We start from the raw sequence: 13696 nt of genomic DNA, 5'->3' as shown, positions 1-13696 counted from the left end.
ACTGACATTCCGGGCATTGCATAATATTCCTTTTAAATGTGTGTGATTTGTGACGCTCCGACGACCATTTCATCATACCCTAGTTCAGCAACGCCAAAAAAGGCATGTAGTTGCGCTTGGGCGCTCTTTAAATCTCGGAAAGAGCGCCCAAGCGCAACTACATACCTAAAAAATCTTTAACTATTGTGATAGTTGCGTCCAGAAATATGAATAACTTAGATTGAGACTGTAGCCAAATTTTAGTTTAGCTTGTAGCCAACTTTTATCTATCCTCCCGATGCTACGCCACCGCAGGTGTTGACGGTGAAAACTTTGGAATAGTTGTTTGGAATAGTTGATGGGAGCGATCTCTGCCTCTGGCAGACTCAAAAAATATGTGATTTAATTGCTTTATTGATATGTAGGTGACAAGTATGTCTTCTTCACAACCCCCGTCAGGGAAAAGAAAACCTTTAGGATTTGATGAATTAATTGCGATAGTCGTTGCTTTCGGCACGATGGGAGCAATTTTCTTTTGGGTAACAGGCAGAAATCCCGATCGATTGAATGCCAGAAGTTGGCAATTTCCAGCCGTTTTTTCTCAACCTGCTGCTGAGCCTGGGAACTCTACAATATTAACGCCACCGGAGGCGATTCCCGAAGTGCGATCGCCCGCTAGAACGATCCTTCCCTCGCAACCTGATGTCGTCCCTGTGGCACCTGTAGGGCCACTTTTTCCAGTAGTTCCTCCTATGGGGACGGTTGTTGTTCCCGAAACGCCAAGTGAGCGCGAGGCTGTCCCTCCAGTCATTACCAAACCGAAAGCGGCTAAACCAAAAGCCGGGCCCGTTAAATTCTCCGATGTTCCTGACAAATATTGGGCGCGTCCATTCATTGTAGCTTTAGCCGATCGGCAATTTTTTGCTGATTTCACGGACAACAAGTTTCGGCCAGACGAACCGATTACGCGATCGGAACTAGCGCGCTTAATTCAGGGAATGTCGGACAAAGAACCGCGCCGCAAACCGATTAATTTTAAAGACGTGAAGAATAACAGTCCGATCGCTGGGGCGATCGACCACAGCGTCAAAACTGGATATCTTAAAGGATACCCAGACAATGCCTTCCGTCCCGATAAAGAAGTCCCGCGCGTGGAAGTCATCGCAGCTTTAGCTAGCGGTTTAAACCTGAAACCGTCAGCGAAAGCCAGCAGAACATTACAAGTTTATACAGACAGGAAAAAAGTGCCGAAATGGGCAGTCAACAAAGTAGCAGCAGCCACGGAAGCTGGCATTGTTGTCAACAATCCGAAACCCACTCTTTTGCAGCCTAATAAAATAGCAACTCGTGCGGAAGTAGCAGCCATGATTTACGAAGCGATGGCGAAACAAGGTAAGGTTCCTGTTAAGCCTTCTGACTATGTTATGAAGCCTGTAAAGCCATCGAAATAAGATTTTTGGGTGCAGTCGAACCAACGCCCCAGAATCGGATTTAATCGTTATTGTTTGTAGTAAGGACTTCAGTCCTTTTTTTTTGTATTTCCCGAGGACTGAAGTCCTCACTACGAAACTGGTTTGTAGTAGGGAATGCAAGTCCTTTTTCCAGATTTTCCGGGAGCATCTCAGTTTTGCATTTGTAGTGCGAGCTTAAGAGCTCGCGTATTGTACAATACGCGAGCTCTTAAGCTCGCATTCAAAGAAAAAATGCTTTTTACCAGAATGATATGCTCCCGATTTCCTGCGGACTGAAGTCCTCACTACGAACCTGGTTTGTAGTAGGGAATGCAAGTCCTTTTTCCAGATTTTTCTGCGGACTGAAGTCCTCACTACGAACCTGGTAGATTAATCTTGGAACACCATAATGCTGCCAGAATAACAAGCCACCCAAACCTGATTAGTTTCCGGATCGTAAGTAATCCCGATCGGACTTGAATTAACATTAACTGTTTGCAGCACTTTCAGGTCGCTAGTCCTCACTTTGCTAACAGTATTCGATGAATAGTTAACCACATAAATCAGTTTGCCGTCACCAGAAATCGTCATGCTGCGAGGTGCATTTCCAGTCGAAACCTTATCTATCACTTCACCAGTTGCCAAATCGATCTTTGCCACATTCCCTTCACCGTTCAAAGTGGCATACATATACTTGCCATTGGGATCTATCGTCAAATGACGCGGCGCATTACCAATATTTCTCAACCATTCTACCGAAAAGTCTAGGAGATTTACTTTCGCAATATCGGAAGAACCCATGACGGCAATATAGGCATTTTTTGAATCGGGAGTAACCACAATACCCCGAGGATATGCACCCAGTTTTACCCGCTCGACTTCGCGATTTTTATTGATATCAACTACGCTCAAATCCCAAGTACACCAATTGCTCGCGAGTACGAAGCGATTGTCAGGCGAAACAGCATTAAATTTCGGAACCGCACCTACAGGAATTATCTTTTCTATTTTCAACGTTTGGGTGTTGATGCGGTACAGGAAACTTTGGTCGTGTTTGGCTGATGGAGAACACCTATCGCTCCCGGGATTGTCAAACCCAGAACCGTACATTTGATAGTTCGATACATAGCCATATTTACCATCTGTTGAAAAGGCGGCTTCTACGGGAGAACCTTTGTAATTGCCTTTGAATTTAGAAAAGCCAAATTTTGACAAGTTTACTGTATCGGAAATAGTCTTGACTAATTTAAATTTCCTATTGTAAACGGTGATGCTGTGGCTGTACATCATGTTTTGAGCAAAAAATAAACCGTCTCCCGAATAAACTATTGATTTCGGCGATATTTTGCCGTAAATAGTTTTTTTCAAAGTCATTTTTCCTTCGGTGTTTGCAAGCCTTTTGCCGGGTAATTCATTTTCTTTTTTGTCGGAGGTTGGCGCAGCAGTTTCTGTTTTAAATGGTGGTAAAAATGGTTCTTCAAAAAGAGGCTGTTTGGGCTGATTTTTAGTTGGATCTTCGAGTTGGTTGCTGTTTTCTGTGGGGGTAGGAGATGGCGAAGGTCGATCGACTTTTGACGCTGTTTTTTCCGCAGATTCCTTGTCAGCGCTGGCGGCTGGCGACTTGCCTTTGAGGGCTGACAAGGTTTGAGGGCCGATTATTCCGTCAACTTTCAGCTTGTTGTCTGCTTGGAACTTTTTCACCGCAGCCTGGGTTACGGAACCGTAAAATCCTGTAGCCCTACCGCCAAAATGTCCTGATGCTTGCAGAGTTTTCTGTATTTCGACAACTTCCGGGCCTGAATCGCCTTTTGTCATTCTGATGGCGAGGGCGGGATAGACTAAATTTAAAATTGCGAGAGAGATTGTAAAGAAGAGTAAAGGAGTTGCAGCTAAATTTAGGTGCGTTTTGGAGTTGGGCGATCGAGTTTGAGTTGGGGGCGTTTCCCAAGTTTCAGCTAAATGCAGGTAAGCCAATCCGTCCATAGTTTTTACGGGTATTTTTGATGCTATGATACACCAGCTAATACCATTTTAGATTTTAGATTTTAGATTTTGGATTTGAGATTTGGCAATCACTGATGATATAACGGTTTGGCTCTGGTCTAGTGTTGCAGGATTTTTGTTAACCGGTATAACACATTGATTAAAACGAAAATTTAATTATAATTACACCGAGGGTGCAATCTCCCAGCAGTTTTTAATGGTGCCAGCAAGTAGGAGCGATCGACAATGTTGAGTGAGGAACAAACGGCCGCAGGATCGACAACCCAAAAATCCCGCCAGACGGTGCTGTGGGACGGTGACGGCGGACTTTGCCAGCGGGCTTGGGTAGAAATAGATTTAGCAGCTTTAACTCACAATGTAAAACAGCTTAAGCATCTATTATCTCCCAACACAGAACTGATGGCAGTTGTGAAAGCGGATGCTTACGGACACGGTGCGATCGCAGTTAGTCAAACTGCATTGCAAGCAGGCGCTAGTTGGCTGGGAGTGGCGACAATTCCCGAAGGCATAGAATTGCGGGAAGCTGGGATAGAAGCACCGATTTTGCTGTTGGGGGCAACCAATACACCGGCACAGGTAAAGGCGATCGCCCAATGGCACTTGCAACCTACTATTTGTACTGCCAAACAAGCCCTAATTTTTTCGGAAGTTCTCGTCAGTCTCAACCAATCTTTGCCCGTTCACGCTAAGTTAGATACGGGAATGTCTCGCTTGGGTACTTCTTGGCAAGACGCAACAGAATTTGTGCAATTAGTCAATGGTTTGCCAAATTTAAAATTAGCCAGCATTTACTCTCACTTGGCGACAGCCGACAGTCCCGATCGCGCCGTGATGAGAGAGCAACAGCAACGGTTCAAAAAGGCGATCGCCCAAATCCAAGCAGCAGGAATTAACCCCTGTCGCCTGCACTTGGCAAACTCTGCTGCCGCCCTCACAGACCCCGATTTGCACTACGATTTAGTACGAGCGGGTTTGGCTACCTACGGTCTTTATCCTGCTCCTCACTTGCAGGCGATCGCTTCTTTGCAGCCCGCAATGCAGGTCAAAGCCCGAGTAACGCAGGTGAAAACAATTGCAGCAGGCACCGGCGTCAGTTATGGCTATAAATTTATTGCTGGGCGCGAGACACAGATTGCCGTAGTTGGTATCGGTTATGCAGACGGGATTCCGCGCAATCTTTCTACTAAAATGCAGGTTTTAGTTAGGGGTAAATTTGTGCCGCAAGTCGGGGCCGTGACGATGGATCAATTAATGCTGGATGTGACCGATATTCCCGATTTAGAAGTCGGTGAAGTGGTGACGTTGTTGGGGAATGATGGAGAAAATAAAATTACTGCTGACGATTGGGCAGAAATCTTAGGGACTATTTCCTGGGAAATTTTGTGCGGTTTTAAACACCGATTGCCCCGCGTTACAGTAAACTGTTAACTAGCGGGAATACCGATCGCAGAGGTTGATGGCGAGGGAGCATCTCAATGAATGCAAAAAAGCAATTTCTTTACAGTGCTGTCCCCGCTCGCGATCTATACTCGCGAGCGGGGACAGCACTATAAAATCAAAACATCACAACTGAGATGCTCCCAATGGCGATCGGGACTATATTATAAGTTATACCAATTACCAATTACCAATTACCAATTACCAATTACTAATATGACAACGCTCCGCACATTAAAACTAATATCTCAAACCTTCACCGCGCAGCTAGATGCAGAGAGAATACAGGCGATGCAAGTAGCTCAAGAATTCTCCAAAAAATTCGTAGAATTGGGGTTTCAGATTGTACCTCAAGTGCTGTGGGCGATCGGCATTTTGTTAATTACGCGATTTGCGATCGGGTTTGCGAGTAACGTGACTCGTCGAGCTCTGGGCCGCACCGAGCCCACGCTGCGGAAATTCTTAGTTCAAGCTGCCGAAATTGCGATTTTGATTGTCGGCGCAGTCGCGGCTTTGAGTCAGTTGGGAATTCAAACTACTAGCGTGGTGGCGGTAGTGGGTGCGGCGGGTTTGGCGATTGGTTTGGCGTGGCAAAATACTCTATCGCACTTTGCTGCTGGGGTAATGTTGATTAGTTTACGGCCTTTTGAGGTCGGAGATGCGATCGAAGCTACGGATGTGAAGGGAGTTGTCGATAGCATCGGGATTTTTTCAACAACCGTCGTGACGGACGATCGCATAAAAATTATTGTTCCGAATAATAATTTATTTAACGGTACACTGAAAAATACCACAGCGATGGGTACGAGGCGGGTAGACTTAAAAATTGATATTGGCGATCGGCCGATTCGTCCGATGATGGCCGAGTTACTAGAAATTGCCCATTCTCACCCGCTGGTGTTGGAAAATCCGCCCCCAACTTGTTTGGTAATCGAGATCTCTCCTGATACAACTATTCTATCCCTGCGACCCTGGTGCGCGTCGGTGGCCTACGAACAAGTGCGATCGCAAATTCAAGAACACGTCAAAGAAGCCATGAATGCCCACAAAAATCAACAACAATAAATAACTCTTTTCAAACAAACGCAGTACAAAAAAACGATTTTCGTAGAGCACTGCCCCCGTGCTGGCACTTCCAGGTTTCTGATATATAGCTGATTAAGCTGGCATCTCCTGTATTAATCAAAAATCCCAAATCCCAAATCTAAAAATCCCAAATCTAAAATGAGTAATTGGTCTCCCCAGCAAATTTTGCAAGAACCCGGTGTCAGGATGTCCGCCACCGAGAAAGAAACAATTCTCAAAAAATTTCCGCCTCCCGACGAAAAAAAACAAATCTATGCCGACGCCATTTTTGAAGGCGGCGGCGTGCGCGGACTTGCATTTTTAGGCGCACTCAGATGCTGCCACGATTTGGGCATCCGCTGGCGAAAATTGGCCGGTACTTCTGCGGGTGCAATTACTGCGGCAGTATTGGCAACAGACTTGTCAATGGACGACTTGGAGGAGTTGTTAGGACAGCTCGATTATAGCCTATTTTTAACTCAAAAAAACAGTCCTCTAATTTTAAATGGCGACCCCGCCGACGACTTGCAATCCCCAGCTTGGACGCTACTTTTCCTCACAATTAGCCGCCAGATGGGAGAATATTCTGCACAACCTTTCCGGCAGTGGTTGGAAGCAACACTTGGTAAAGGTCACTTGCACACTTTTGCCGATGTCAAACAACTGGTAAAAGAGCGGGAATTAAAAGTAGTAATATCCAACCTAACTCGCGGTGAAATGTTGGTGCTTCCCGATGACTTGCGGCGGCAAGACTCTGCCGATTCCGATCCTTTGTACCAGCAGTTGCGGCTCCAAAATCCCGAAGACTTTAGCGTAGCTGAAGCGGTGCGGCTGTCGATGAGTATTCCGCTATTTTTTGAGCCGGGAAAACTGGGCAACGACTTAATTGTCGATGGCGGAATTCTGAGCAATTTCCCGCTGTGGATTTATGACAAACAATCTGTCGGTTCGACTCCCACTATGCCCCGCTGGTTTACCTTTGGGTTTCGATTGGTCGATACTGGCATTGAGAATCAAGTTAAAATTAACACTCCGCTGTCGATGCTGGCGGCGATGTTCCGAACGATGATGAAAGCAAGAGACCGCTATCACCAGCGGGAAATGGATAAAGGGCGAGTTATTAATATTGATGTGACTGAAGCTGGGGTAACGACGACGGATTTTCACCTTGATGGCGATCGCAAGGCTAAGCTATATCGATTGGGGTATGTGTCTACTAAGAGATTCTTTTTGAGTTCCAATTTTAGCTGGGAAAAGCACTTGAAGGCCAGGGGCTTTGGGGAATAGGAGAGGGGGAGAATGGGGAAATATCCCTTCCTCCTTCGACAAAACGTATACAGATTAAGGGTTTGAGGAATTTTAAAAATAGGGCTTGGCAAGAATAGGATGTGTGTGCTATAGTAAGTTACTGTCATCTTGGAGAGGTGGCTGAGTGGTCGAAAGCGGCAGATTGCTAATCTGTTAAGGGTGTTAACATCCTTCGAGGGTTCAAATCCCTCCCTCTCCGTTCTAAAACTTCCTTACCTAGCAACGACTCAAAGTCAAAAAAGGTACGTAGTTGCGCTTGAGCGCTCCGGAATTGCTAATCTAAAGCAGACAAAAAAGGTACGTAGTTGCGCTTGAGCGCTCCGGAATTGCTAATCTAAAGCATAAAGGACAGACAAAAAAGGTACGTAGTTGCGCTTGAGCGCTCCAGCATTGCTAATCTAAAGCATAAAGGACAGATAAAAAAGGTACGTAGTTGCGCTTAAGCGCTCCGGCATTGCTAATCTAAAGCATAAAGGACAGACAAAAAAGGTACGTAGTTGCGCTTAAGCGCTCCGGCATTGCTGCTGCAACGATAGGAACGACTCAATGTGAAAAAATAAAACAAACCAGTCAGTGAATATATAGCCTTTTTCAAAAAGATGAGGTATAACTGACAGCTCGATAACCGCTTAGACTAAGAGGGCTGAAGCCCAACAACATACCTCATATGAGAGCTAGATCCGCTATAGCTGAATTTTCAAGTTATCCATTTTCCTAACCCTGATTAAGTAATGCTCAGCGCTATTTATAAGATTAGGAAAGAGCGCTGAAGCGCAACTACGTACCTTAGCCCAAGGGGGAAATTACCTTAAACTAACGAAAACAAAATTACCATTTCTCTGCCCGAATCCATACTGTATTTGAATCTATTTAGCAGCAACCATCAGCTACTAAATTTAATCAATTGCCTTCATTGCTTGGACAAATTGCCGCGAGATAAAAGGCAAAATCTCTTCATTCTTGCTATTCTCTTTCCCCTCGGTAAAGACAACTAACAAATACGGCCGCAAACCAGGTATTTCAATATAAGCAGCATCATGACGAACTTGACTTGTCAACCCCGCTTTTGACCACAATTTTGTATTTTCTGGCAATCCGCCACCTAAAAAACCTGTAACTTGATTTTCGGGATCTGCTTCTAATGCTGCTGGTTCTAAACTGCGTTTCATCAAACCCATCATGTCTTGCGATGCTTGTGCAGAAACAGCTACGCCACCGATGATAGTATGCAGCAAACGCGCCGCTGCATTTGTAGTCAGCATATTCCTATTTTCCATTAATTCTCCCAGAAATGCTCGCTCGCGACCGTAGGGGCCGTCGCACCAGGTTTTTTGATTGGCGTTAATGTTTTGTAATTCCGGCCAATCTAATGATTGAAAGTAACGGTTGATGAGGTTTCGCTGCTGTTTCCAAGTTTCAAAGGGGCCTGGTGATAATTCGGGGCCGCTGGTGGTGCCGGTGAGGGCGTCTACTACTAAGCTGGTGGCGTCGTTGCTGGAGTCAACTATCATATCTCGGACGGCGCGTTCTAATTCTGGCGATGTTTGAATCATGCCTTTTTGTGTCCATTCCCAGATGGCAACAAGGTAGAATAGTTTGACGATGCTGGCGGGATAAATTCGTTCGGAAGCCCTGGCGCTAAAGCCTCGGGGTTGATATTTCCAAAATTCTTGTGGACTTAGGGCGCCACCTGTGTTGACTCGCACTGGCGGATCGTAGACGATCCAGGTTACTGCTGTACGATCGCCCTTCAATCCAGTAAATTCTGCCTGGACTGCATCTATAATGCTACTGCCGAGGGTTTCTAATTGTTCGTCTTTGTGGAAAAATGTCATGGTTAATGGTTGACTGCTGACGATTAACGGCGGTTGGCGGTTGGCTAATGGCAATAAATCGTTAAGTGCGAACAATTAATAGCAAATAATTAGCAATTAGCAATGGTCAATTATCAATTATCTGATGGTGTGGAGTATCGGGCGCGATCGCACATAAATATTTACGATTCCCCAAAGTGCGATCGATTGGCCACTCAAGCGGCGCAGGGGCGACATTTGCTTTTTTTTGACCCCCCCCAGCCAGGGCGGGCACGGGGGCACCGCTACAAGGGGGGGAGAGATGGCATAGATTCCCTTGTGCAGGGGGATACAACGGCTGTGATGGTGCGGCTGTGCGAAGACGATTATCCGGGATGGCTGGCTCTTCGAGATCTTGAATTGCTCGAAGTCACAGAAACAGTGTATCATCCTCTGGTGCTTTCTGAAGCCCAAATTAGGGATAAATTGTCGATCGCAATTACTTTTACTCGCGAGGCGATGCACCAATCCAATTATTACCTTTGGGGCGGTACAGTCGGGCCAAATTATGATTGTTCGGGATTGATGCAAGCTGCTTTTGTGGCTGCGGGAATCTGGTTGCCGAGGGATGCTTACCAGCAAGAAGCTTTTACTACATCTATTATTAGTGTTAGCGATGTAGATCCGGGAGATTTAGTATTTTTTGGTACGCCGGAAAAAGCCACTCATGTAGGATTGTATATCGGAGAAAATCGCTACATTCACAGTTCGGGAAAAACTCAAGGTCGCGATGGTATTGGTATCGATGTTTTGTCGGATGATGGGGATGCAGTCAGTCGGGCTTATTACCAGCAATTGCGCGGATATGGTAAAGTTGTGGCAAGTTATCAACCTAGTTAGTAGTTGACAGTTGACAGTTGACAGTTGACAGTTGACTGCTGACTAATGACAGTTGACTGCTGACTAATGACTAATGACTGCTGACTGCTGACTAATGACTAATGACAACTGATGTTATCTAACAAAACAATGGACGCTGCATTATTTTTGGAAAAATTGGCTGAACAGCAGGCTGCAACTGAGGTGGCGATCGACGTTTCGGTCGTGGTGCCAGTGTATAATGAGGTGGAAAGTTTGCCTCATCTGATTGAGGCGATCGCCTCTGCGATTCAACCATCTGGACTTAGCTATCAAATTATCTGTGTAGATGACGGTTCGTCGGACAATTCTGCTGACCTTCTCAAGCAGCTAGCCGGTAGTCGCGATGACCTTTGTGCTGTGCTTTTGCGCCGCAATTACGGGCAAACTGCTGCCATGTCCGCTGGCTTCGATCGCGCGACAGGCCGTGCTATTGTTACCCTAGACGGCGATTTGCAAAATGACCCTGCTGATATTCCGATGTTGCTGGACAAGTTAAATGAAGGCTACGATTTAGTTAGCGGTTGGCGCAAAAATAGGCAAGACAATACTATCAGCCGCCTGATTCCTTCTAAAATTGCTAACTGGTTAATTGGTCGCGTTACGGGCGTAACTTTGCACGACTACGGTTGTTCTTTGAAAGCTTATAAATCTGAGTTAGTTGCAGACTTAAATCTCTACGGGGAGTTGCACAGATTTTTGCCGGCTTTGGCGTTTATTGAAGGCGCGAGAATTGCAGAGATTCCGGTGCGACATCACGCGCGCCGTTTCGGTCAAAGCAAGTACGGGATTTGGCGGACTTTTCGAGTATTGATGGATTTGTTGACTATTTCTTTTATGAAGAAGTTCCTGACTCGACCGATGCACGTTTTTGGACTTTTGGGAATGAGTTCGATGGCATTGGGAACAGTTTTAGGGATTTATTTGACAGTCCTCAAATTGGGTTTCGGTCAAATTATTGGCAATCGTCCTTTGCTGATTTTGGCTGTGGTGTTGTTATTGACTGGCGTGCAGTTATTTTGTTTTGGTTTGTTGGCGGAAGTCATGATGCGGACTTATCACGAGTCTCAGGGAAAACCGATTTATAGAGTCCGTGAGGTGTTTGGTTCTAAATAAGACATTGATTTGTATTGAATAAAATTTAGTCCTGTAAACAGGTTTGTAGTGAGGACTTTAGTACGCAAAAATCAAAGGACTGAAGTCCTCACTACAAACCGCAATCAACAGGTTTGTAGTGAGGACTTTAGTCCGCAAAAATCAAAGGACTGAAGTCCTCACTACAAACCAATTTTATTGTAGTCGATCGCCCGGACAAGGTATTATATTTAACTCATGACTTTTTGAGCTTGTCGGAGAGATTGAATAGTCGCGATCGCGTGTTGAGACACTGCATCTATTTCAGCAGCAGTATTGAACCGACCAATCCCGAACCGAATTGAGGCGTAGGCTAATTTGTCCGATCGCCCGATCGCTGCTAAAACATGAGAAGGAGATATTTTCGCCGAAGTACAAGCAGAACCAGAAGACACCGCCGCCGCCGGTTGCAAACCCAACAGCAGTGCTTGACCGTCAACACCGCCTACACTAATATTAAGATTCCCCGGCAATCTCTTCGTCGCGTGACCGTTCATCACAACATCACCCAATCCACTCAAATTGTCCCACAAATGCTGCCGCAAATTTACAACTCGTGCTGTTTCCACCTCCATTTCCGAAATTGCTAACTCTACTGCTTTAGCAAATCCGACTATTTGCGGTGGGTAGAGAGTACCCGATCGCATTCCCCTTTCGTGGCCTCCTCCGTGCATTTGTAGGGCTAGTTGGACTCTCGGCTTGTTGCGTCGCACGTAGAGGGCGCCGATGCCTTTTGGCCCGTAGATTTTGTGCGCCGTCAAAGACATCAGATCGATGTTCATTTCCTCTACGTCGAGGGGGATTTTGCCGATCGCCTGCGCCGCATCCGTGTGAAACAAAATGTCATTTCCGCGACAAATTGCTGCTATTTCGGCGATCGGCTGAATCACACCAATTTCGTTATTAGCCGTCATCACGGAAACTAAAATTGTCTCGGCCTTAATCGCTTTAATCAAATCTCCAATATCAATTAGTCCGTCGCTTTTCACAGGTAAAACCGTAATGCTAAACCCCAATTTTTCCAAATATTTACAGGGATCAAGAATGGCATTATGTTCAGTTTGTACTGTGATAATGTGCTTTCCTTTACTGAAATAGGCTTCAGCGACGCCTTTAATCGCTAAATTATTTGCTTCCGTTGCACCGCTGGTAAAAACAATTTCTTCGGGAGAGGCATTGATCGCTTCTGCTATGATTTGTCGTGACTGTTTTACCGCTGCTTCTGCTTCCCAGCCGTAGACGTGGTTGATGCTGGCTGCGTTGCCGAATTGTTCGGTAAAATACGGCAGCATCGCATCAACTACTCGTTTGTCTACAGGGGTTGTGGCGTGGTTGTCGAGGTAGATAGGACGTGCGGACATAGTTTGGTTTTGGTTAAAAAGGTGTTAGGTTTATTGTAGACGAGCCCTTTGTTCTACCACAAAACTTTATATTTAACAAATATTTGTGAAGATTTATGCGACCTGACATTCAGGGATTAGAAATTACTGTCGGTGAGCTCAAGCACCTCAGCGGCGCGGGGCCCGATCGCGTATACCGGCCTGCGACTGCTACTAAATTTGCCCGCGAAGCTTTAAAAACAGTCAGTTTAATTGTTTTGGTTCTAATTAGCTGTTGGCTGCTGGTATTGATATTTCCTAGGGCTTATTTGTTGTGGTTGGCCCTGCACTTGGGTGCGATCGCAGGTTTGATCTTGGAAGATGTCTGGAAAATTTGGTGCAGCCGGAACCAAGATTTAATCCATCTTTTTGATGATGTCGATCGCTATAATGGTATAATCAAAGCGATCGAAATTAATGACCGGATCGAAGATGCTGGCAATCCGAACGTCAAAATAGGCGATCGCGCAAAAGTTATTAAAGCCTTGCAGCTCATCAGAGAGGATTTAGTTCGAGCTTTGAAAACCGAGAGGATTCTCAGGGAAAACAAAAAATTTGTCGATACTAACTCAGAACTGTTTGCCAATAATTTAAGAACTTTGAATGCCCTGCAAATTAGCGATCGATCGAGCCAGCCGGGGCGATTGCTCAACGAAGCTTTGCAGCTAGCTGTGGGAGTTCAAGCAGAAATGAAAAAGCTACAAGATCGAAACGCTGCTAATTAAAAAAATGGAAAATTAAGACGGCGGTTGAAACCGCGTCTACACAAACGAATTGAGCCGGACGCCGAATGAAGACAATAACGTAATTTTAAAAGCAGACGGCGGTTGAAACCGCTTTTGACCTGTTACTCGAATGTGGCGAAGCGCCCGTCATCCGAGTAACAGGTCAAACTACACAAACGAATTGAGCCGGACGCCGAATGAAGAGAATAACGTAATTTTAGCCAAATACGGTTCAGTTAAAAAGCTAATTTATCCCCGCACACATCAGTTAATTGATAACTATCATAGTCTCGGCGATGCGATCGTCGCGGATCGCTGCGCTAACCCTAAGATATCTCTTCGGACATTAGCGTTAACCCAACCATATTGAATTTTAACTGCCCGTTCTTCAACCTGCACTCCTCACGTGAATGTCTGTATAGACGCGGTTTCAACCGCCCGGTCTTCTTGGTAGCAACGCGCACCAACCGTGAAGCGATCGAACTCAAACACGTTTTTAAATT

The 13696-nt window shown here is 45.6% G+C and carries 10 protein-coding genes, 1 tRNA gene and 1 pseudogene; 9 read left to right on the top strand and 3 right to left on the bottom strand.

The annotated features are described in order from the left end of the window. Positions 1-261 precede the first annotated feature (261 nt). Positions 262-321: pseudogene (locus tag JGK14_RS34055) on the top strand (DUF3370 family protein); the annotation flags it as partial. A 92-nt stretch (positions 322-413) separates the two neighbouring features. Then, a complete protein-coding gene (locus JGK14_RS14220; protein WP_293181650.1) occupies positions 414-1430 on the top strand; it encodes an S-layer homology domain-containing protein in 1017 nt (338 codons plus the stop codon). 390 nt (positions 1431-1820) lie between these two features. On the opposite strand, the gene JGK14_RS14215 is transcribed toward JGK14_RS14220, so the two are convergent. Beyond that, a complete protein-coding gene (locus tag JGK14_RS14215) occupies positions 1821-3413 on the bottom strand; it encodes a peptidoglycan-binding protein (protein ID WP_293181648.1) in 1593 nt (530 codons plus the stop codon). A gap of 246 nt (positions 3414-3659) precedes the next feature. On the opposite strand from JGK14_RS14215, the gene alr reads away from it, so the two are divergent. The 4 genes from alr to JGK14_RS14195 all read left to right on the top strand — a co-directional run bounded on the left by alr (position 3660) and on the right by JGK14_RS14195 (position 7443). Further along, entirely contained in the window at positions 3660-4862 is a 1203-nt protein-coding gene (alr, locus tag JGK14_RS14210) for an alanine racemase (protein ID WP_293193703.1), read from the top strand. Positions 4863-5087: 225 nt separating this feature from the next. Beyond that, positions 5088-5936, top strand: coding sequence for a mechanosensitive ion channel family protein (locus JGK14_RS14205; protein ID WP_293226363.1), 849 nt, complete (start codon positions 5088-5090; stop codon positions 5934-5936). Between the two features lie 159 nt (positions 5937-6095). Next, entirely contained in the window at positions 6096-7223 is a 1128-nt protein-coding gene (locus tag JGK14_RS14200) for a patatin-like phospholipase family protein (RefSeq protein WP_293181642.1), read from the top strand. A 131-nt stretch (positions 7224-7354) separates the two neighbouring features. Continuing rightward, positions 7355-7443 (top strand) — tRNA-Ser (locus JGK14_RS14195). A gap of 697 nt (positions 7444-8140) precedes the next feature. Here JGK14_RS14195 and JGK14_RS14190 read toward each other — a convergent pair. After that, positions 8141-9079: a serine hydrolase gene (locus tag JGK14_RS14190; protein ID WP_293232014.1), complete on the bottom strand. Its 939-nt coding sequence runs from the start codon at positions 9077-9079 to the stop codon at positions 8141-8143. A 102-nt stretch (positions 9080-9181) separates the two neighbouring features. On the opposite strand from JGK14_RS14190, the gene JGK14_RS14185 reads away from it, so the two are divergent. After that, the gene (locus tag JGK14_RS14185; RefSeq protein WP_293232012.1) at positions 9182-9937 is read left to right on the top strand and encodes a C40 family peptidase; all 756 of its coding nucleotides are present in this window, start codon (positions 9182-9184) and stop codon (positions 9935-9937) included. A 129-nt stretch (positions 9938-10066) separates the two neighbouring features. Beyond that, a complete protein-coding gene (locus tag JGK14_RS14180; protein ID WP_293181638.1) occupies positions 10067-11071 on the top strand; it encodes a glycosyltransferase family 2 protein in 1005 nt (334 codons plus the stop codon). Between the two features lie 209 nt (positions 11072-11280). Here the strand turns inward: JGK14_RS14180 and JGK14_RS14175 are convergent, their stop codons facing one another. Then, positions 11281-12450 carry a cysteine desulfurase family protein gene (locus JGK14_RS14175; RefSeq protein WP_293205239.1) on the bottom strand — a complete coding sequence of 390 codons (1170 nt, stop codon included), beginning with the start codon at positions 12448-12450 and terminating at the stop codon, positions 11281-11283. Positions 12451-12545: 95 nt separating this feature from the next. Between JGK14_RS14175 and JGK14_RS14170 the strand changes: the two genes are divergently transcribed. Next, the gene (locus JGK14_RS14170) at positions 12546-13193 is read left to right on the top strand and encodes a hypothetical protein (protein WP_293190205.1); all 648 of its coding nucleotides are present in this window, start codon (positions 12546-12548) and stop codon (positions 13191-13193) included. Positions 13194-13696 lie beyond the last annotated feature (503 nt).

It is taken from the genome of Microcoleus sp. PH2017_28_MFU_U_A (assembly GCF_020738035.1).
GTDB lineage: Bacteria > Cyanobacteriota > Cyanobacteriia > Cyanobacteriales > Microcoleaceae > Microcoleus.
Note: the sequence above shows the minus strand (reverse complement) of the source record. Positions and strands in the feature narration are given on the sequence as shown.

Excerpts from the sequence above, each read along its gene's own strand:
- JGK14_RS14220 (WP_293181650.1), top strand. The coding sequence starts at position 414 with ATGTCTTCTTCACAACCCCCGTCAGGGAAAAGAAAACCTTTAGGATTT.
- JGK14_RS14215 (WP_293181648.1), bottom strand. The coding sequence starts at position 3,413 with ATGGACGGATTGGCTTACCTGCATTTAGCTGAAACTTGGGAAACGCCC.
- alr (WP_293193703.1), top strand. The coding sequence starts at position 3,660 with ATGTTGAGTGAGGAACAAACGGCCGCAGGATCGACAACCCAAAAATCC.
- JGK14_RS14205 (WP_293226363.1), top strand. The coding sequence starts at position 5,088 with ATGACAACGCTCCGCACATTAAAACTAATATCTCAAACCTTCACCGCG.
- JGK14_RS14200 (WP_293181642.1), top strand. The coding sequence starts at position 6,096 with ATGAGTAATTGGTCTCCCCAGCAAATTTTGCAAGAACCCGGTGTCAGG.
- JGK14_RS14190 (WP_293232014.1), bottom strand. The coding sequence starts at position 9,079 with ATGACATTTTTCCACAAAGACGAACAATTAGAAACCCTCGGCAGTAGC.
- JGK14_RS14185 (WP_293232012.1), top strand. The coding sequence starts at position 9,182 with ATGGTCAATTATCAATTATCTGATGGTGTGGAGTATCGGGCGCGATCG.
- JGK14_RS14180 (WP_293181638.1), top strand. The coding sequence starts at position 10,067 with ATGGACGCTGCATTATTTTTGGAAAAATTGGCTGAACAGCAGGCTGCA.
- JGK14_RS14175 (WP_293205239.1), bottom strand. The coding sequence starts at position 12,450 with ATGTCCGCACGTCCTATCTACCTCGACAACCACGCCACAACCCCTGTA.
- JGK14_RS14170 (WP_293190205.1), top strand. The coding sequence starts at position 12,546 with ATGCGACCTGACATTCAGGGATTAGAAATTACTGTCGGTGAGCTCAAG.